This window comes from Vibrio stylophorae, from assembly GCF_921293875.1.
Classification (GTDB): Bacteria; Pseudomonadota; Gammaproteobacteria; order Enterobacterales; family Vibrionaceae; genus Vibrio_A; species Vibrio_A stylophorae.
The window spans coordinates 420905-442096 of record NZ_CAKLDI010000001.1 but is presented as its reverse complement, the minus strand read 5'-3'; the positions used below and the strand labels follow the sequence as shown (position 1 = coordinate 442096).

The 21192-nt window shown below is 48.1% G+C and carries 13 protein-coding genes and 8 tRNA genes; all 21 read left to right on the top strand.

The annotated features are described in order from the left end of the window. Positions 1 to 150: 150 nt before the first annotated feature. The 21 genes from L9P36_RS02075 (at position 151) to L9P36_RS01975 (ending at position 21183) form a co-directional block, all read left to right on the top strand. Entirely contained in the window at positions 151 to 429 is a 279-nt protein-coding gene (locus L9P36_RS02075) for an oxidative damage protection protein (RefSeq protein WP_237464519.1), read from the top strand. Between the two features lie 61 nt (positions 430 to 490). Continuing rightward, entirely contained in the window at positions 491 to 1624 is a 1134-nt protein-coding gene (mltC, locus tag L9P36_RS02070) for a membrane-bound lytic murein transglycosylase MltC (protein WP_237464517.1), read from the top strand. Between the two features lie 125 nt (positions 1625 to 1749). Beyond that, positions 1750 to 1825: transfer RNA gene (locus tag L9P36_RS02065), tRNA-Phe, on the top strand. 59 nt (positions 1826 to 1884) lie between these two features. Continuing rightward, positions 1885 to 1960, top strand: a tRNA-Thr gene (locus L9P36_RS02060). A 60-nt stretch (positions 1961 to 2020) separates the two neighbouring features. Continuing rightward, positions 2021 to 2096, top strand: a tRNA-Phe gene (locus L9P36_RS02055). Between the two features lie 66 nt (positions 2097 to 2162). After that, positions 2163 to 2238, top strand: a tRNA-Thr gene (locus L9P36_RS02050). A 62-nt stretch (positions 2239 to 2300) separates the two neighbouring features. After that, positions 2301 to 2376 (top strand) — tRNA-Phe (locus L9P36_RS02045). 6 nt (positions 2377 to 2382) lie between these two features. Continuing rightward, positions 2383 to 2458: transfer RNA gene (locus tag L9P36_RS02040), tRNA-Asn, on the top strand. A 47-nt stretch (positions 2459 to 2505) separates the two neighbouring features. Beyond that, positions 2506 to 2581, top strand: a tRNA-Asn gene (locus tag L9P36_RS02035). A gap of 46 nt (positions 2582 to 2627) precedes the next feature. Further along, positions 2628 to 2703, top strand: a tRNA-Asn gene (locus tag L9P36_RS02030). Positions 2704 to 3204: 501 nt separating this feature from the next. Continuing rightward, a complete protein-coding gene (locus tag L9P36_RS02025) occupies positions 3205 to 4278 on the top strand; it encodes an AI-2E family transporter (protein ID WP_237467829.1) in 1074 nt (357 codons plus the stop codon). Positions 4279 to 4403: 125 nt separating this feature from the next. Next, positions 4404 to 5447 (top strand): 16S rRNA (guanine(1207)-N(2))-methyltransferase RsmC, encoded by a 1044-nt coding sequence (gene rsmC / locus L9P36_RS02020; RefSeq protein WP_237464516.1) that lies wholly within the window; start codon positions 4404 to 4406, stop codon positions 5445 to 5447. Between the two features lie 359 nt (positions 5448 to 5806). Next, on the top strand, positions 5807 to 9214 hold the full coding sequence (locus L9P36_RS02015) for a hybrid sensor histidine kinase/response regulator (RefSeq protein WP_237464515.1): 3408 nt from the start codon (positions 5807 to 5809) through the stop codon (positions 9212 to 9214). Positions 9215 to 10564: 1350 nt separating this feature from the next. Further along, the gene (locus L9P36_RS02010; protein WP_237464514.1) at positions 10565 to 12244 is read left to right on the top strand and encodes an ABC transporter substrate-binding protein; all 1680 of its coding nucleotides are present in this window, start codon (positions 10565 to 10567) and stop codon (positions 12242 to 12244) included. Positions 12245 to 12394: 150 nt separating this feature from the next. After that, positions 12395 to 13381, top strand: a complete 987-nt coding sequence (locus tag L9P36_RS02005) for an ABC transporter permease (RefSeq protein ID WP_237464513.1) — start codon at positions 12395 to 12397, stop codon at positions 13379 to 13381. Between the two features lie 2 nt (positions 13382 to 13383). Continuing rightward, complete coding sequence (locus L9P36_RS16420) at positions 13384 to 14643, top strand: ABC transporter permease (protein ID WP_354004716.1); 1260 nt, start codon at positions 13384 to 13386, stop codon at positions 14641 to 14643. A 5-nt stretch (positions 14644 to 14648) separates the two neighbouring features. Further along, complete coding sequence (locus L9P36_RS01995) at positions 14649 to 15620, top strand: ABC transporter ATP-binding protein (protein ID WP_237467828.1); 972 nt, start codon at positions 14649 to 14651, stop codon at positions 15618 to 15620. Positions 15621 to 15662: 42 nt separating this feature from the next. Next, the gene (locus L9P36_RS01990) at positions 15663 to 16655 is read left to right on the top strand and encodes an ABC transporter ATP-binding protein (protein ID WP_237464512.1); all 993 of its coding nucleotides are present in this window, start codon (positions 15663 to 15665) and stop codon (positions 16653 to 16655) included. Between the two features lie 12 nt (positions 16656 to 16667). Further along, positions 16668 to 18377, top strand: a complete 1710-nt coding sequence (locus tag L9P36_RS01985; protein WP_237464511.1) for a glycoside hydrolase family 9 protein — start codon at positions 16668 to 16670, stop codon at positions 18375 to 18377. Next, complete coding sequence (locus tag L9P36_RS01980) at positions 18370 to 19260, top strand: glucosamine kinase nucleotide-binding domain-containing protein (protein WP_237464510.1); 891 nt, start codon at positions 18370 to 18372, stop codon at positions 19258 to 19260. Before L9P36_RS01985 ends, L9P36_RS01980 begins: the two co-directional genes overlap by 8 nt. 3 nt (positions 19261 to 19263) lie before the next feature. Continuing rightward, positions 19264 to 21183 (top strand): beta-N-acetylhexosaminidase, encoded by a 1920-nt coding sequence (locus tag L9P36_RS01975; RefSeq protein ID WP_237464509.1) that lies wholly within the window; start codon positions 19264 to 19266, stop codon positions 21181 to 21183. The last annotated feature ends 9 nt before the right edge of the window (positions 21184 to 21192 follow it).

The window sequence follows — 21192 nt, the reverse complement described above, 5'->3', positions numbered from 1 at the left end:
GCCATCGATACTAGGCAGCCGTAAAGCACTACCAAGCTCAGATTCTCGCCGCTGCGCCATAGCCGCGACGGCCAAGCTTTGGTATAACAATCTCTTCACCCCATTTTGACGCAATCGAAACGGATTGCGCGCCCATATGAGGAATCAAGCATGAGCCGAATCGTATTTTGCCAGCGCCTAAACAAAGAAGCCGAAGGCCTCGATTTTCAATTTTATCCAGGCGATCTTGGTAAGCGCATTTTTGACAATATCAGCAAAGAAGCTTGGGCTGAGTGGCAGAAAAAACAAACCATGCTGATCAATGAAAAGAAACTCAACATGATGGATCCTGCACATCGCCAGCTACTCGAAGCTGAAATGGTGAAATATCTATTTGAAGGTCACGATACCGTGATCGATGGCTATACCCCACCAAGCGACGATCAATAGAAAGGATCAATAAGGTTTTATTTCAATCGGTTAGATTTAGTATTCAAGGACGATGTAGGTCATGCGATTCACGGCGCTTGTTTGTCTTCTCCTTGCCCTTTCGGGCTGCTCTCGAGAAATGGTGGAGCGAATTTATGATGTTGATTACGACACAACCAACCGCTTTGCTAAAAACCTAGCGCCGCTGCCCGGCCAGTTCACCAAAGATATCGCAGCCATGGATCGGCTGATCAACAACTTCTCTGGCGAAATTGAACATCGTTGGGGCAGCAATGATGTGTTGATTGCCAGCAAACGTGACTACGTCAAGTATACCGATGGCTATTTAAGCCGTGCCCATGTGGACTTTACCCGCGGCATAGTCACAGTCGAAACTGTGGCCAAAGATGATCCGCAATTACATTTGCGCAATGCCATTATCACCACCCTACTCACGCCTTACGATCCTGCTGGCGTCGATCTTTTTAGTGCTCGAGATGTCTCACTTCAAGGGAAACCTTTTTTGCTGGGACAGGTGCTCGACCAAGATAAAAAAGCCATTGAATGGGATTGGCGCGCCAACCGTTTTGCTGATTATCTGATTGCTCATCAGCTTAAAAAGCGTCAAGTGGGCTATCAAAATGCCTACTATGTTGAGATCCCTATGGTCGAGGGACACAGCGATATGCGTGGTGGCCAATACGCCAGTTATATTCGCCAAGCCTCGCGTAAATATGGGATCCCAGAAGATCTGATCTACGCCATTATCAAAACCGAGAGTAGCTTTAACCCCTACGCGGTCAGTTGGGCCAATGCCTACGGCTTAATGCAGGTGGTACCGAAAACGGCAGGACGTGATGTTTATAAGCTGGTGATGAATAAACCCGGCGAACCCACGCCTGAGGTGCTATTTAACCCAGCAAAGAATATCGATATCGGCACCGCCTATTTCTATATCTTAAAGACTCGTTATCTCAAAGATGTACGCCACCCACTGTCAAAAGAGTATACGATGATCTCTGCTTATAACGGTGGTGCTGGCAATGTGCTCAGAACCTTTGATGCCAACCGCACACGCGCCATTGAGAAGATCAATCGTCTAAAACCGAACCAAGTGTACTGGGCGCTCACCCAAAAACACCCAAAACAGGAAGCGCGTCGCTATCTTTACAAAGTGACCAATTTCAAAAAAGAATTTGCAGCACACGGCGTGTAAACAATCGTTTTCTGTAGGCAAAACAACCATTGCGAACAGAAAGCGAGCAAACGAACAAAAAAGTAAAGAAAGTTGGAAAAAAGGGTTGACCATTTCAGCGAAAATCCGTTTAATAGCGCTCCGTTGCCCGGATAGCTCAGTCGGTAGAGCAGGGGATTGAAAATCCCCGTGTCGGTGGTTCGATTCCGCCTCCGGGCACCATATTTAAGTCTTGAGTTTGAATGACTTGAGATGGTGCTGAAATTGCACAACCAGTTTGTGCCGGCTTAGCTCAGTTGGTAGAGCAACTGACTTGTAATCAGTAGGTCACCAGTTCGACTCCGGTAGCCGGCACCATTATTTAGCAATGTCGCTTGTAAGTGGCTTGCTGGAAGTAAGTAGAAATACATTACTTTCGCCTCGATAGCTCAGTCGGTAGAGCAGGGGATTGAAAATCCCCGTGTCGGTGGTTCGATTCCGCCTCGAGGCACCATATTGTGCTCTTAAGTGAATACCAAGCGCTTAAGATAGAAAATGTTGTATTGCACAACCAGTTTGTGCCGGCTTAGCTCAGTTGGTAGAGCAACTGACTTGTAATCAGTAGGTCACCAGTTCGACTCCGGTAGCCGGCACCATTATTTAGCAATGTTACTTTTTAAGTGACTTGCAAAAGTGAAAGCAGAAATGCTGCACTTTTGCCTCGATAGCTCAGTCGGTAGAGCAGGGGATTGAAAATCCCCGTGTCGGTGGTTCGATTCCGCCTCGAGGCACCATACAATTCCCCCTTAGTTCAGTCGGTAGAACGGCGGACTGTTAATCCGTATGTCGCAAGTTCAAGTCTTGCAGGGGGAGCCACTTTCGTTTGATGACTTCATTTGAAGTGATTGAACAAGACAAATTGTTCCCCCTTAGTTCAGTCGGTAGAACGGCGGACTGTTAATCCGTATGTCGCAAGTTCAAGTCTTGCAGGGGGAGCCACTTTCGTTTGATGACTTCTCTGAAGTGATTAAACAAGACAAATTGTTCCCCCTTAGTTCAGTCGGTAGAACGGCGGACTGTTAATCCGTATGTCGCAAGTTCAAGTCTTGCAGGGGGAGCCACCTTAAAAAGCCCTGCTCTTTGAGTGGGGTTTTTTGCTATTCCCCTTCCCTCTTTCAGTTTTTCACCGAAAAAATAAAAAAGAGTGCGACTTCATTGAAAGCCTGCACCCTTATTTTTCTCCGTCATATACGCCTGCAAACAGGCGAGTCACAACAATGTCTGATATATCTAGCGCGTCATTATTGCCATAGGAACACAGCCGCAATCGCGATCACCACCACACAGATCAATGCCCATGGCATTTTACGTTTTTTACCGCAGCCCGAATCTCCACATCCACAACCCATGCTGTTCTCCTCGCTTGCCTTTGCTGGCTCAATTACATTGCAAAAAAATCATTACCTCGCTCATAGTCACTTGAGATAGTCGGCAGGGTCAAGCAAAAGTCTATTTATAGCAGCGCCAAGACATACTATGCTGTGCTCATCTTTTGTTACATCGAAGGATTCAACGTGTCTGAATCACAAAGCAATAAGCCATTGCCACAATCACCGCAAAGTATGGCCAGTGAACCTCGTCATTGGATTTTGATTGTTGCCCTAGGTATCGCCGCATTTGCTTGTTATAAATTAATCGCCCCTTATATTGGCTCCATCGTAATGGCCTTTATTATTGCGATTCTATTTGCCTCCTTGCATAAACGCATTGAACGCGGCATTGGCGGCCATGCCAATACCGCTGCCCTACTCTCCTGTATTTTGCTCACCTTTATGATTGTGATCCCGCTGATCTTTGTTATTTCAGCTATCGCACAGCAAGGTACAGTCTTTTCACGCCAAGCCTATGATTGGCTCAGCAATGGCGGCGCTCAGGAAATCATGGTGCACCCCTATGTGGAGAAATCGCTCAAGCTACTCAATGAATACACCCCATTTGATAAGCTTGAACCGCAGAAGATTTTGCAGCATTTAGCGACCTTTGCCTCCACCATGGGCACCAAGATTCTTAATCTCAGTACCAAGCTACTTGGCGATCTTACCGGATTTATTGCCAGCTTCTTTTTGATGCTCTTTGTACTGTTCTTCCTACTTCGTGACTACGACAAGATGATTCGAGGCCTACGCCATATTTTGCCGCTTTCTCGTAGCCAAGAAGATGCACTCTTTACGCAAATGGAAAATGTCGCTAAATCTGCGGTACTGGGATCATTCGTAACCGCTATTGCGCAAGGTTTTGCGGGCGGCTTTGCGATGTGGCTGGCCGGCTTCCCAGGTCTTTTCTGGGGCACTATCATGGGCTTTGCCTCTTTCATTCCGGTAGTCGGCACAGCGCTCATTTGGGTGCCCGCCGCTGCATTTTTACTATTCACGGGTGACTGGCAATGGGCGCTATTTTTAGCCACCTGGGGCACCTTGATTGTCGGCTCTATCGATAACTTCCTACGACCAATTTTGATGCAGGGCAGCTCAGCCATGAGCACGCTGTTTATCTTCTTCTCACTACTGGGTGGCTTACAGCTCTTTGGTTTGATGGGATTGATTTATGGCCCAGTGATTTTTGGTATGACCATGGTGCTATTCCATCTCTACGAACAAGAGTTCAAAGATTTCTTAACCCATCAAGATAACCGCTAGCACCTCGGTGCAAACAAATTTCAATCAAATCAAAGCGGCCAAGGCACAAACCTTGGCCGCTCTTTTATCCCCCCCCCTTTTGTGGGACAATCGCCGCCCAATTGATAGCCTGTGCGGAGCACCCTATGTCTGCCTTTATTCCTGCGAGCGAAATTCTTGAGCGCCAACTGGCCTATGTCGCCGATCAACACCTTTTAATTGCTGGTGAGTTCAGTGATGATTTTGCTCTGACCCTAGCGCAGCATAGTCTCAGTGTTTCCGTATTCTGCACCCACTTTGGCCACTATCAGCGACTCAGCCAATATCCGTCATTACAATGCTTTTTTGGCACCCGCATTCCAGCTGAAATCAAACCAACCCAAGTGATCCTCTATTGGCCAAAAGCCAAAGCGGAAGCCGAGATGCTATTTGCGATGTTGATGCATCACTGCGGTGCAGGTACTGAAGTGATCGTGGTTGGTGAAAACCGTAGCGGCGTAAAAAGCGCTGAAAAGATGTTTGCCCCCTATGGCAAGCTCACCAAATTTGATTCTGCGCGCCGCTGCAGCTTCTACTTTGGCCTATGTGAGCAAGCACCGACTGAGTTCAACCTCAACGACTGGTTCAAGCAATACACAGTGACCTTAGGCGAACAGCAGATCAGCGTGCAAAGCCTGCCTGGCGTCTTTAGTCACGGCAGCTTAGATGTTGGCACCGCACTGCTGCTAAATCACTTACCCAACCTACAAGGGCGCATTCTTGATTTTGGTTGCGGTGCAGGTGTGATTGCCACATTGATGAAACAACGCTATCCAACCATTGATTTGGTCGCCGCTGACGTGAGCGCTTGGGCAGTGGCATCGACCCAAGCGACCTTAGCCGCGAATGGCCTTGAGGGTGATGTGCGCGCAACCGATGTGTATAGCACCTTTGATAAAAATACTGACGCTGAAAAATTTGATGCCATCATCAGTAATCCGCCTTTTCACGCCGGACTAAAAACCTTCTATCGCGCCAGTGAGCAGCTGATTGAGCAAGCGCCAAAATATCTCACTGCGCAAGGACAACTGCTGATCGTGGCCAACAGCTTCTTGCAATATCCACCGGTTTATCAAGCAAGCTTTGGTCAATGCACCACTGTGGCTGAGGGCAAAGGGTTTCGCGTCTACAGCAACCTAAGCGCTGAATAAGCCCTTCACGCATCCCCTGCAAAATCATGAGTACCAATCCCCTTTGGTACTCATTTTTGTTTCATGGCTATCCCCTTCTTATCCATACCTATCAACTTGAATGAGCGCCTTTGTCTTATTGATTTGGCTTACTAAAAGGTCTTCTCACATAACGAGCTTGCGGTTGATATCACGAGCATGGCTTTGTAACTTGGTGTTGCGATTATATTTTCCAAAAAGCTGTGTATTGGCGCACAGTTAGTTGGTCACTACCTTGCTGATAAATTTGATCCTCGTTAAGCTTCGCCGACGCGACTTTCTCATTTTGCATCTGTCATATTGACCTAGATGCTTAAGCTGTAATTTGTGGTGGGCCAAGGATGCAAACAACCAAACGATTTAAGCGGCTACAACATGCTTTGATGCTGGCCTTTTTGGCGCTTAGCATTACCCCCTTGGTTCTGACTGGTCTCTTCTTCCTGAACTCGCACAGCCGTGACCTTGAAAATCAAAGTCAGGGTCACTTGGCCTCGCTGCGTGATAGTAAGGTCAAACAAATTAACCGCTATTTTGAGGCGGAAGTTTCCAATGTGCAGGGCTTTTCCCGTTCTGATTTGGCGGTGGGAAGTGGCGGCCGCTTTTATGGTCTGGTCAGCGCCTTTGCTCAGCTAGGATTTAGCAAAGATCGCGCGCTCAATGCCATTACCAATCAAGTCGCCGCTAACTTAGATGGCAATCAGGCCGAGCCCGACTCTACGCGCCCTATTTCACCGTCACTGGTCAACACCAGTGAGCGTTATCGCTTACTGCACAAACGCTATCACCAAAGCTATTTAGACTTTCTCAATCGCTCTGATTTCTCTGATATTCTGCTCGTCGATGTCGATGGCAACGTGGTTTATTCAGTCAAAAAACGCAACAACTACGGGATGAATCTCACCTCTGCGGCCTATAAAGATAAACCGCTGGGCCAAGCCTTTCAGCAAATTCAAAAAGCCAGTCAAGGGCGCATTGATGCCAACAATATTCCTGTTATTTTGACCGACTTTTCAACCAACAATAGCCATGATGTTCCTGTGGCTTGGCTCGCTGCACCAGTTTCACAGGATAACTACCTGCATAGCTATGTGTTCTTTGAGTTGCCCAACACAGTGCTCACCGAGTTGGTGCAAGAGGATGTCAATAACCAAGCCAACTCAACCCACGCCCTGCTGATTAACCAAGCGCACCATACACGCATCAATATGGGCGCTGAAAATGACAAGCTTTTTGAAAGCCCTGCCATTGATCTAGCGCTGGCTGGCGATACAGGTGTGGGTCGCTTGGATAACTTTGATGGCATCGCGGTACTCAGTGCCTTTGCCCCGATTCATGTGCTCGATAAACATTGGGCGCTAGTCATTGAGTTGCCTACCAATGAAGCCTTTGCGCGAGTGCGCCAGCTCGAGACTATCTTTATCATCGCCATGCTATCGGCGATTATTTTGGTCGTAATCGCCTCACACTGGCTATCGAACTCCATCACCGCACCACTACTACGCCTCACTTGGGCAGCTGAGCGAGTATCCGCAGGCGATCTCGACCAAGCCATTAGCAGCACCGACCGCCACGATGAAATTGGCCGGTTGGCCATCAGTTTTGAACGTATGCAACGCTCAGTGCGCGAGAAAATCGCCACCATTCGCAGCCAAAACCAAGAGCTCGAACATCAAATTCAGATTATCGAAGAGAAAAACGCCGAGCTTGAGCATGCCGATAAGCTCAAAGATGAATTTTTGGCCATGACCTCCCATGAACTGCGGACACCACTACACGGCATGGTGGGTATTGCTGAATCTATGGTTTCAGGTCTCAATGGCCCGCTGCCACTTCAGCAGCAGCATCAGCTACAGATGATCATCAACAGTGGCCAGCGCCTTTCAAACTTGGTCGATGACATTCTCGACTATCACAAGATGCGCTATGGCAATGTAGACCTCGACAGTCATGCACTAGATAGCTCAGTGGCAGTGCGTTTGGTCTTGGAAATGTCTAACCACCTATTGGGTGATAAGCCTGTGCGCATCATCAACCAAGTAGGACCTAACCTGCCGCTTATTTTTGCTGACGAGCAGCGCCTTGAGCAGGTGCTTTATAACCTCGTAGGCAATGCCATCAAGTACACCAGCGAAGGGAAAATTATTATCTCAGCGACCGTGCTTGATCATCAGCTTCGCATTCAAGTCGTCGACACTGGCGAAGGCATTCCAGCCGATCAGCTCGAACTAATTTTTGAGCCACTGACCCAAACCAGCGACAGCAGCCGTTATCGCCAAGGGGCAGGCTTGGGGCTATCCATCAGCCGCCAGTTGATTGAATTGATGAACGGCCAGCTCTATGTCAGCAGCCAACCACTGATTGGTACCACCTTTAGCTTTACCTTGCCGTTGGCGACAGAAGCTCAAGTCTCCACCAGTAAGGCGCGGGATCTACACAACCACTTCCAAGCGCCAAGCGCTGCGGATAATCAGCTATTGGATGAATCCGAGCAGCTGCCAGAAAACCCCAATGGCGATATGCTGCTCGTGATTGATGATGAGCCAGTGAACCTGCAAATCCTCAATAACTATCTGCGCCTTGAAGGCTATCGGGTGATCACCGCAGATAACGGCATGAACGCGCTTGAGTTGGTGCAAACCTATCATCCGGTTCTGGTGCTCACTGATGTGATGATGCCGGGTATGAATGGTTATGAAGTCACAGAAACGCTGCGCCAGCACTACAATCCAATTGAGCTGCCGATCATTATGCTCACCGCACTGAGTCAAATTCACGATCGCATTCGCGGCTTTGAATCCGGTGCCAATGACTATCTGACCAAGCCCTTTAGTAAAGAAGAGCTCAGCGCTCGTATACGGGCTCACCTTCGCGCCAGCCAATCTGAGGTACAGCGCCAAGAAAACGCCCGTTTGCAAGCTGAAATTCGCCATCGCCAGCAAGTGGAAGCAGGCCTACTGGAAACGCAAAGTCGTCTTCTCAACCTGCTCGAAAGTGCATCAGAACCCGTCCTGTGTATTCAGGCCGATGATCGTATTCGCTATGCCAACGATGCTGCAGGTAAGCTATTTAAACGCGCCTCAGAACAGCTTGAGCGACTGCACTTTAACGATCTACTCTCAGTACCTTTGCCGCATAGCGCCATGGAAAGCCATCACTATAGTGGCGCGATTTCGGTGAAAATTGGTGAAGAGATACACTCCATTAAAGTCGACATGATTAAGCTTCCTGAGGAGTCAGGGCTTAACGCAATGCTAGTATTTAACACCGGGGAAACCGCCGCCCATGTGCGCATTGATATTCTAGAAAGCGCCATTGAGCTACTCTCTGATTACGCCTTCCACAGTGATGATGACAAGCTGCAGCAGCTGCGAGAGCTAGGCGGTGAGTTTACTCGTCTTGCCGATCGCCTCGGTGGGCAGCAAACTCAAAAAGGCGATTTAATGCGTGAATGCTTGGTTGAAGCGACATTACTCTCCTTGGAATATTGGGAAACCTGCACTGGCAGCAACAAGTTTGCCTTAGCAGAAGAGAGTGGCCTATGGCGTGTTTATCTCGACCGCAGCACACTACAAACCCGCACCCTAGATAAATACCTAAGAAAAGAAACACTGCCAAAAACGCCGCGTTGGCGCACCGTGCTCAATACCGTTGATTTTGTCCTAGAGCGCGGTCATCAACACACAGACCTGCGCCAGCGACTACAGCAAGCACGCGATAGGCTGCAGCGGCTGATGATGAGCCAGGTTTAATCGCATATCTCAAACCCCAAAAAAGCGCTCAATGAGCGCTTTTTTTGAGCCTTTCACCGCCATCTCAATCGTTATAAACGTCTGCTCTGTCTAGCTGCTAGCGCCCATACCTTATACACCTCATATACGTTCCTTCCTGCGCAAAACTGTGCTGCTCGCTCTGTATCTTTAAGCATGGAGTGATACCTAATCGCACGCGAACAAGATGGCTTAGAGCTTTGCATTTGTGAGGTTGCATAGCCGCACTTAGCCTGAAACGTTAAACACAAAACCATACGCCTTGAGCCATCATGCCTTTTCTACCGCAGCCCTCCCTACCGCAACCGCTCTGCATTACCGCAACTTCACTAGATTGCTTTTCCTGTCATGGCGGTGCCGCTCACTCTTTTCTGTCGCTGCTTTTCTTATCAATTTTTCTATTGCAGTGGCTCCATCTGCCTTGTTTAGCACCTTAGCTAACTACTTTTTCGCTCTCGCTCATTTATTATCGCTATTCAAATCTGTGGGATGCAGCCAACATTTTGACGATCTGCGTTAGATGATGCATTCAGCAGCAATGCGGCGCATGCTCATCGCATATTTGCCATAAAGCCTTTCGATGCAAGCCCCCCCATTTATGATCAATAAAACTGACCTCAATTCAATGCAGCCAATTGCAACGAAAACTGCAATAACCTGATAAAAACAAATGAAATAACGTCCGGTTAGTCGTGATGCTTCTCGCGTTGATTCAATGAAACCAATAGCATGAAATCTGAGTAAAAACTCAAGAGAACAATTCTTATTCGCTCAATTTTGAGCAAAAAAAGAAGCGCGATTGTCATTCATCGCACCCATTCAAAATGCCCAATTTTTCGTCGAAATGACGTTAAATTGTCAGTGGTTGGAAGATTTGTTAGATATTGAGATGCCAATCACAACATTTTTGACGGTCAAATTTTCCGTAATTTTTCGACTTTGAAAAAAACAGCCGATCGAGATCACCTATTACAAAACACAAACAACCACCCCTTATAAATAAGGCATTTATAGGTTTGTAACCACTAACCAATTGATACTTTTAGAAGAGATTTCTATTGATCGAAATCAACTATCTGATGCTTTTGCAACCGTTTGCCAAAACTGAAATTAACGGAAATAACGGAGTTGTCTTTTTTTTTTACGATTTTGACGGGGCGGTCAATTGACCAGCAGCTTACAAAGTAGTTTCCTAACACTCGCCGAAGGACTACACGGCCATTCAAATGTGCGAGACACAGATGAAGTAGCCCAAGGTTGTTTTCATCGACGACTCACTTAAGTGATGAAAGCATAAACAAGTGAAACAAAAAGCAAGAGTAAGGAACAGCTATGCTTGCCAATATTAAGAAGACCAAACTAGCAGCAGCAATTATCGTTGCAGCAACTTCTGCGGTAGCAGCACCACAAGCAGCAGCTCGCTCAGAGCTAACTGTAGTACCTGACTTCTACCCAAGCATGGTACGTAACTTTAACCCGTACCTAACTGCAACTAACCTACGTACAACTACTGACTTCATCTATGAACCACTTGTTGTGTTCAATGAGATGAAAGGTAACGAGCCAGTATTCCGCCTAGCGACTGGTTTCAAAATGTCTGATGACCTAATGACTGTGACTTTTGACATCCGTAAAGGTGTGAAATGGTCTGATGGTCAAGAGTTCACTGCAGACGACGTTGTTTACTCATTCGACCTAGTTAAATCTAAGCCAGAACTAGACACTCGCGGTATCGCGAAGTGGGTTAGCGCAGTTGAAAAAGTGAACGATTATGAAGTTCTATTCCGTCTAACTGAAGCGAACTCAAACGTTCCATACGAAATTTCTCTTGTTCCTATCGTTGCTGAGCACGTGTGGAAAGATGTGAAAGATCCAACAACTTTCACTAACGAAAACCCAGTAGGTACTGGTCCATTTACTGTGATCGATACCTTTACTCCACAGCTTTACATCCAATGTCGTAACCCTAACTACTGGGATAACGCGAACCTAGATGTAGACTGTCTACGCGTTCCACAAATCGCGGGTAACGATCAGCTTCTTGGTATGATCATCAACTCTGAGCTTGACTGGACTTCTTCATTCATTCCAGATATCGATCGTACTTATAAAGCAGCGAGCCCTAACCACCACTACTGGTACCCACCAGCAGGTACTCAGTCATTTGTTTTGAACTTCAATAACAAGGACAAAGCAAAACACGACGCAATCAATGATGTTAACTTCCGTCGCGCATTCTCTATGGCGATCGACCGTCAAACTATCATCGACATCGCGTTCTACGGTGGCGGTACTGTGAACGACTTCGCTTCTGGTCTTGGTTATGCTTTCGAAGCATGGTCTGACGAGAAAGTTCACAACGAATTCAAGAAGTTCAACACTTATAACCTTGAAGGCGCGAAAGCACTTCTAGCGAAAGCTGGTTATAAAGATAAGAACGGCGACGGTTTCGTTGAAACTCCTGCGGGTAAAGAGTTCCAGTTGAACATCCAATCTCCAAACGGTTGGACTGACTTCAACAACACTGTGCAGCTAGCTGTTGAACAACTTCAAGAAGCAGGCATCAACGCACGTGCAGTAACTCCTGAGTTCTCTGTATACAACCAAGCGATGCTAAACGCTGACTACGATGTGGCTTACACCAACTACTTCCACGGTGCAGATCCACATCTATACTGGGACAGCGCATACAACTCAGCACTACAAGCTGGTGAAGGTATGCCTCGCTTCGCAATGCACTTCTTCAAGAGCGCGCAGCTAGATAAACTACTCGACAGCTTCTATAAGACAGCTGATAAGAACGAGCAGATTGCTATTGCGCACAACATCCAGAAGATCATCGCTGAGAACCAAGTAACTGTTCCTGTGATGTCTGGTGCATACATGTACCAATACAACACCACTCGCTTCACTGGCTGGTGGAACGAAGATAACGCGAAAGGCCGTCCAAACATTTGGGCTGGTATCCCAGAGCGTCTTCTACACGTATTGGATCTAAAACCAGTTAAGTAATTTTTTACTTCTGTAATTGCGGTGCGCAGTCTGCGCACCGCCCTTTCCCCCCAACGATAACTTCAAGGTATGGCGCTCTGCGTCAGGGGAGAGTTCGGCCTGATTTCCAGCTCAGGCCTAGGAAAAAGCTGGATTGGTAAGGTGTGAGTTATGGGATATTTTCTACGACGTTTTGCGTTCTATTTAGTGGCATTGCTCGTTGCAGCAACGCTAAACTTTGTTATTCCGCGGGCTATGCCTGGCGATCCAGTGACCATGATGTTTGCGAACGCCACGGTCCAGGTAACGCCTGAGCGTATCGCGGCAATGCAAAAACTTCTAGGTTTCACGGAAGGACCACTTTATGAGCAGTACTTTACGTACATCAAGAGTGTGATGACTTGGAATCTAGGTACTTCGATTCAAAACTACCCACAATCAGTAAACGAACTACTGAATGGTGCTTTGGGCTGGTCTCTGTTCCTAGCAGGTAGTGCTGTAATCATCTCTTTCGCATTTGGTTCTATCGCCGGTATTTTTGCGGCGTGGAAACGTGGCAGCTTGTACGATACCTTCATGTCACCAGGTATGTTGATCTGCCAAGCGGTACCACCTGTGGTTATCGCGCTATTAATGTCTTTCATTTTTGCCTTAGGTCTTCGTTGGTTCCCAACGGGTTATGCCTACACCCCAGGTTTGACGCCAGACTGGACCAGTTTCGCCTTCTATAAGTCGGTCGCTTATCACGCAGTTTTGCCTCTTTTCTGTGCCAGTATCATTCAGGTCGGTGGTTTCTTGATCAACATGCGTAACAACATGATCAACCTACTGAACGAAGACTACATCACCATGGCAAAAGGTAAGGGTCTAAGCGAAAACCGCGTTGTATTTAACTATGCAGCACGTAACGCCCTTCTTCCTAGTGTGACCGCGCTTTCTATGGCACTTGGTATGGCCATCGGTGGCCAGCTGATTGTTGAAATCGTCTTTAACTACCCAGGTCTTGGCCAGGTGATGCTAAACGCGATCAACGCTCGTGATTATCAAGTTCTTCAAGGTCAGCTCATCATCATGACTTTGTTCATGCTGTTCTTCAACTTCATGGCTGACATCCTTATTGTTCTACTCGATCCTCGCCTACGTAAGGGAGGTAAATAATCATGAAAGCACTTTGGACTCTTCTCAAAGGTAACCCAAAAGCAATGTTTGGCTTGGGTATCATCGTTACCTTTATTTTAGCGGCCATTTTTGCGCCTCTCATTACTCAACATGCGCCTGATAAGCGCACGGGTAAGCCACATGAATTCCCAACCTCTGTCGCTTTCGCAGCAGATAGCAACAAAGATGGTTGGATTGCAAACAACATTGCTAGCGACACTCGCAACGTAAAAATCACGGTTCGTGCCTATGAGCAGAGCGTGAAAAAAGCGGAGCAACGCGCCAAGCTAATCGAAGAGAAATCGCAGCAACTAGCAGCGATGGAAAAGACACTACCAAAGAACGTTACTTTGTTTGACAAGGTATCACTTGAGCAAGCTGAAGAGCTGCTTAACCTTGGTATTTTGTCTACCGAAGAGCAATTGGTGACTGAGCATGCATTGCTGAAAAAAGAGTTGAGCGAGCTAAAAGAGCTTGAGCCTATGTATCACTTGATGGGTACAACTCGCATGGGTCGTGACGTATGGTCTCAGCTTGTATACGGCGCGCGTACCTCACTAGCCGTTGGCTTTGGTGCAGGTATCATGGTGTGCTTCCTTGCAACCATCATCGGTATCTCAGCAGGTTACTTCGGTGGCCGCGTCGATGACGTACTCAGCGCAGCAATGAACATCATGTTGGTACTGCCTCAGTTCCCAATCCTGTTCGTTATCGCAGCATTTATCGGTGAGGCAGGTCCAGTGGCAATCGCATTGGTAATCGCCTGTACCTCCTGGGCATGGGGCGCACGTGTTGTTCGTGCACAAACCCTATCGCTTCGTGAAAAAGAGTTTGTTAAAGCGGCTGAAGTACTGGGTGAATCATCAGTTCGCATCATCTTCGTTGAGCTACTACCAAACTTGATCTCTATCGTTGGTGCCAGCTTCATCGGTTCCGTAATGCTTGCAATCATGATGGAATCTACTCTGTCGTTCCTAGGTCTTGGTGACCCGAACGCAATCAGCTGGGGCGTCATGCTCTACAACGTTCGTACCTCTTCATCAATGCTGATTGGCGCATGGTGGGAAGTATTGGCTCCTTGTTTGGCTCTTACCTTCATCGCTGTTGGTCTTGCACTTCTTAACTTCGCAGTTGACGAAATTGCAAACCCACAATTGCGTAGCCACAAAGGCATGAAGCGCTGGAAAGCACTCGCAAAACAAGAGAAGAAAGAGCAACAAAAAACCGTAAGCACGCAACCTGCAGCGGCAGTCGGAGAGTAATGAGCATGAAAGTACAGGATCCACAAATTTCAATCCGTAATCTCTGTGTAGATTATGTTACTGCCGCGGGCGATGTCCGCGCAGTAAACAACGTAAGCTTTGATATTGGTAAAGGCGAGGTCTTTGGTCTTGCTGGCGAATCTGGCTGTGGTAAGTCAACTGTTGCCTTCTCGCTAATGCGCCTTCATAAGCCGCCCGCATTTATCACTGGTGGCGAAGTGATGTTCGAAGGTCGCGACCTACTCAAGCTAAACGAACAACAAGTGACTGACTTCCGCTGGAAAGAGATGTCAATGGTGTTCCAAAGTGCGATGAACGCATTGAACCCAGTTTTGACCATGGAAGAGCAGTTCTGCGACGTGATTATGCGTCACACCAATATGACTCGTGAGCAGGCAGTACGCCGTGCTGAAGGTCTATTGGAGATTGTTGATATTCACCCAAGTCGTCTGCGCGACTACCCACACCAGTTCTCTGGTGGTATGCGCCAGCGTTTGGTTATTGCGATTGCTTTGGCGCTTAATCCAAAAATGATCATCATGGATGAGCCAACCACAGCACTAGACGTAGTGGTACAGCGTGAAATCCTACAAAAGATCTATGCGCTAAAAGAAGAGTTCGGTTTTGCCATTCTGTTCATTACCCACGATATCTCTCTGATGGTCGAGTTCTCTGACCGTATCGGCATCATGTATGCCGGTGAGTTGATTGAAGTGGCACCATCGAAGCAGATTTTGGAAAACCCATACCATCCGTATACCGAAGGTTTGTCAAACTCGTTCCCGCCACTACTTGGGCCTAAGACTCGTTTGACCGGTATCCCTGGTAACCCTCTCAACCTGTTTGAGATTCCACAGGGCTGTCGTTTCCAGGCGCGTTGTCCAAAGGTGCACGACCAATGTAAGCAGGGTCAAAACATTTTGACTCAAGTGGAACCAGGTCGTTTCTCTAACTGCAACCTATTCAACAACAAATAAAACCTGCAGTTAGTGGATAAGAAAAAGCAATAGGAATTCAATATGAGCAAAGATTTAGGTAAACCAATTGTTGAAGGCAAAAATCTGATTAAAGATTTTGCTATTAACAGCAATTCGTTAAAGACCTCAAAGATGCGTGCCATCAATGATGTCTCTTTCAAACTGTATCAAGGTCGTGGTCTATCTGTTGTTGGTGAATCAGGTTCTGGTAAATCAACCACAGCCCGTATGATCGCCAAGATGTACGCCCCTTCAGGCGGCGACATCTTCTTTGATGGTCGTAACATCGCTGAGATCGAAAAGAAACAAGATCTGATGGAATACCGTCAAGCGGTGCAAATGGTATGGCAAGACCCGTTTGGTTCATTGAACCCAACCCATACCATTTTCCACCACGTTGCACGTCCACTGTTGATTCACAACAAAGTAGGTAACAACAAGGCAGAACTTGAAGAGCGCGTTTACGAACTGCTTGAGCAAGTAGGTCTCGTTCCTGCAAAAGAAACTGCTGCGAAATTCCCGCATCAGCTTTCTGGTGGTCAGCGTCAGCGCGTGAACCTTGCCCGTAACCTTGCGGTGGGTGCAAAGGTTGTTCTTGCTGACGAACCAACCTCAATGCTTGACGTATCAATCCGTGCTGGCGTTCTCAACCTAATGGAAGAGATGAAGCACGAGCGCAACATGGCGCTTCTATACATCACCCACGATATCGCGACTGCTCGCTATATCACTGAAGATATTGCGGTGATGTACGTAGGTCACATGGTTGAATGGGGCGACTGTGAAGAGATCATTCACAAGCCACAACACCCATATACACGTCTATTGGTTTCTGCAGTACCAGATCCAAGCAAGTCTATCCATGAAAAATTGGAAGGCAATAAGGGTGAAATCCCGCTTTGGACACCTGAATCTGTGGGCTGTCCTTTTGCTGGCCGCTGCTTGCACGCACAACCACGTTGTCGTGAAAAGCTACCAGGCGTAACGCAATTGGCAGACAACCACTTCGTACGTTGTTACCTATACGAAGATTAATCTGGAGGTTTCATGCAGCTGTTTGTCAACCATCTCGGTTTCGAACGATTCAGCGCAAAAGTTGCGGTGCTTAATGCACCGCAATCTCTTGCGACCCAAACCGCAACACTACGCTGTGTCGATACTCAACAAGCCGTATTACAGCTGCCAGTCATTGCCCAAGGAAGTGTGGACGAATGGCATCAAGGAAAGTTTTACACCATTGATTTTTCAGAGTTCACCACACCAGGCAACTATCGCATTGAAGTTGCTGGTACCTGCTCCCATGACTTTGTCATTGGTAGCGGCGTGTTGATGACTGAAACCCTCACAGATGTGATTCATTACTTTAAATCACAGCGTTGTGGCGGCGTATTTGATCGCTTCGACAAAGCTGTGCCTATTTTTGGTAGTGATCGCACCGCCGATGTCACCGGAGGCTGGTATGACGCCTCTGGTGATGTCAGCAAGTATTTTACACACCTGTCTTACAGCAACTTCTTCAATCCGCAGCAGATTCCAATGGTGTGTTGGAACATGTTGCATGTGCTTGACAGCCTCAAGGTGGAAGAAGATTTTGCGAAATTTACCCACTACCGTCTCACTGAAGAGGCAATTTTTGGAGTGGATTTCCTTTATCGCATGCAAGACGATGAAGGATATTTTTACACCACGATCTTTGATCGCTGGAGTAAGTCTTTAGAGCAACGGGAGATTTGCGCCTACGCAACACAGCAAGGTCATAAGTCTGATGACTACCAAGCCGGTTTCCGTCAAGGCGCAGGTGTGGCGATTGCCGCTCTTGCAGCAGCATCTCGTCTCACAGCTGGCGGTGAATTCACCCCAGCACAATACTTGGCAGCAGCCGAAAAAGGCTACTGGCACTTGGTTGAGCACAACTGTGAATATCTCAATGATGGCGTAGAGAACATCATTGATGAGTACTGTGCTTTGCTTGGCGCGGTTGAGCTTTACCGTGCAACAGATGACTGTCGCTACCTTGTAGAAGCGCGTCAATGGGCTGAGCGCCTTTGCGCTCGCCAACAAAGCGATGAGCAGATGGCCCATTTCTGGTCCGCCACTGCCGATGGCTCACGCCCCTATTTCCACGCTGCAGAAGCAGGTTTGCCAGTGATCGCGCTCAGCCAATATCTATTGGTTGAAACGCAAGATGACCTGCAAACCAAAGTACGCACCGTGATCGCGCAAGCGGTGAGCTTTGAGCTCAATATCACCAAGGCTGTGACCAACCCATTTGGCTATCCACGCCAATACGTCAAAGACGTGAATGGTGACAAACGCGACAGCTTCTTTGTCGCGCAGAACAATGAAACCGGCTACTGGTGGCAAGGCGAGAACGCACGTATCGCATCGCTTGCAGCCATGGCCTATATCGCACAAGACGCCTTAAGCGATCCACTGTTACAACAAGCACTACGCCACTATGGCGACCAATGCTTGAACTGGATTGTCGGCCTCAACCCGTACGATATGTGTATGTTGGATGGCCACGGCCACAACAACCCTGATTACCTACCTGAGCTTGGTTTCCACAACGCCATGGGTGGCGTGTGTAATGGTATTACTGCGGGCTTTGATAACCCACGTGATATCGCCTTTAAACCTGAAGGGCAAGCTGAGGACATGCTACAAAATTGGCGCTGGGGCGAACAATGGATCCCGCACGGTGCTTGGTATCTGCTTGCGATTTGTATGCAAGCCAAAGGAAACCAGCATGACTAAGTACTATGTTGGCATCGACGGCGGCGGCACCTCCTGCCGCGCTCGCATCGTCAATGCGCAAGGTGACACCCTAGGGGAAGCCAAAGTTGGCAGTGCCAATATTCTATTGGGTGTTGATGTTGCCATGGCCTCAATCATGCAAGCGATTGATCTGGCAGCAGAGCAAGCCGGTCTGAGCCAACAAGACTACGCAAATTTCTCAGTCGGTATGGCGCTTGCGGGCGGCGAGCAAAAAAATGCTTGGCTGGCGTTTATGGCGCAACCGCATCCCTTTGCGCAAGTACAAATGAATACCGATGCCTATGGCGCTTGTGTTGGCGCGCACAGTGGGCAAAGTGGCGCGATCTTAATCGCCGGCACTGGCTCTTGCGGCATCTATATCGACCCTCAGCAGCAACAGCATATTGTCGGTGGTCGTGAGTTTCCCATTTCCGATCAAGGCGGCGGCGCTGTGATGGGGCTGCGCTTGATTCAGCAAGTATTGCTGGCAGCTGATGAAATCATCGAAAAAACGCCACTTGCGGAACATGTTCTTAGCCATTTTGACCATGATATCGACGCCATTGTCGATTGGTCGAAAACAGCGATTCCCCGTGACTACGGTCAATTCTCACCGGCTATTTTTGCCCACGCAGCGCAAGGCGATGCCCTTGCTATTGCGATGCTCAAGCAAACCGCAGCCGATGTTGAGATGTGGCTTGGCGCACTTCGCCATCGCGGTGCACAAAAAGTTGCCCTTATGGGCAGCATTGGTGAGCGCATCGTTCCTTGGCTCTCGCCATTTGATCAAGCGTGCTTAGTTGAACCCCAAGCTGATGCCATGGCTGGGGCAATTTTAATGGCTCAAGGTTCAGGTCATAACCTGTATTCTGTTGAAGGATAAATGATGAGTTATCGTGTTGATTTAACAGTACTAAGCGAAAACGCGACTCATAGTACTTTGGCGCTGACCCTACATAACCTCAGCGATACCACGCTGATTGATTGGCAGCTGCATTTTTCCTATAGCCGCTATATTGATCCAGCAGAGCTTTCTGGTGCGCTAGTCAGCCAAGTGGGTAGCTACTGCTGCTTTAAGCCAACCGCGCAACCAAGCCTGCTACCTAACGGTCATTACTGCATTAAATTTACCGTGCGCACCGAACCGTTTCGTTATCACACTCATGGTATTGGCGATGCTTACCTCACCATTGGCAATGACAGCACCCCAATTCCAGCGGAAGTCACACCGCTTGATATCGGTACAGTGACGCATCGAGATGATGAAGTGCTCAGCCCAGGCGTGCGCGATATCAATGTAATTCCAAAACCTCAGCTGCAAATTGCCAAAGCTGGGATTTTGCCACTCAATGCCACTGTGGCCATTGCCAGCTGCGCTGATGCAGCCGATGCAGCTGCCACATGGCTGGCGGAAGAGCTAAGCCAACATATCGGTGAGCCGATTCGTTTGGCAACCCAAGGTCAAATTCTATTTCAATACTCCACATCACTTGCCAAAGGTGCCTATCAACTTGATATCACCACCAGCAAAGTGGTGATTTTGGCGGCCGATGCTGGCGGTTTTCATAGCGCAGCGGCGACCTTATTGCAGCTGGTTAACAGCACGCCAGCGCATGGCAAAAACAATGGTTTCTTCCTGCCTTGTGTTGAGATTAAAGATGCGCCGCGCTTTGTCTATCGCGGCATGATGCTCGATTGTGCTCGCCACTTTCATCCAGTATCACGCGTGAAGCGTCTCATTAACCAGTTAGCACACTACAAATTTAACTACTTCCATTGGCATTTAACCGATGACGAAGGCTGGCGCCTTGAGATTAAAGCCTATCCAGAGCTGACTGAAATTGGCGCATGGCGCGGTCCACATGAAGTGATGGAGCCGCAATATAGCCTTCTGAGCCAGCGTCATGGCGGCTACTACAGCCAGCAAGAAGTGCGTGAAATCATTGCCTATGCAAGCGCTCGCGGTATCACAGTGATCCCTGAAATTGATGTTCCAGGGCACAGCCGTGCGGCGATCAAATCGCTCCCTGAGCTTTTGGTTGATGCCGAAGACAAATCGCAATATCGCTCGATTCAGTGGTTTGAAGACAACATTTTGTCGCCAGGACTGGCAACCACCTATGAATTCCTCGATACCGTGATCGATGAAGTCTGTGAGCTATTCCCATCACCATTTATCCATGTCGGTGCCGATGAAGTACCGCAAGGCGTTTGGACCGATAGCCCAGCCTGTAAAGCGATGATGGATGAGCATGGTTATAGCGATCCGAAAGAACTACAAGGCCATATGCTGCGCTACCTTGAGCAAAAAATTCAAGCCAAGGGCCGTCGCATGATGGGCTGGGAAGAGGCCACCAAAGGCGACAAAGTCAGCGAAGACACCATTATCTTCTCTTGGCTCAGCGAAGAAGCTGGTTTGGCTTGCGCCAAAAAAGGCTTTGATGTGGTGATGCAGCCTGGCCAATTTACCTATCTCGATATGGCGCAGGGTTATCAGCCTTCAGAGCCAGGTGCCGACTGGGCCTGCCCAGCGCCACTTCGCCATGTTTACAGTTATGAGCCGCTTGCTGATTTGCCAGCAAGCGATCCAGTCCGAGCGCATATTTTGGGCGTACAAGCCGCACTTTGGTGTGAGTTTGTAAACAACCAAAGCCGCCTCGATTTTATGTTATTCCCACGACTGATTGCTCTGTCCGAAGTGTGTTGGACAGAGAACAAACAGCGCAACTGGGACGACTTTTTAGCCCGCCTGAACGGACAACTACCTTGGTTGGATCGTCAAGGCATTAACTATCGCCCCCTTTAACCCAGTGTT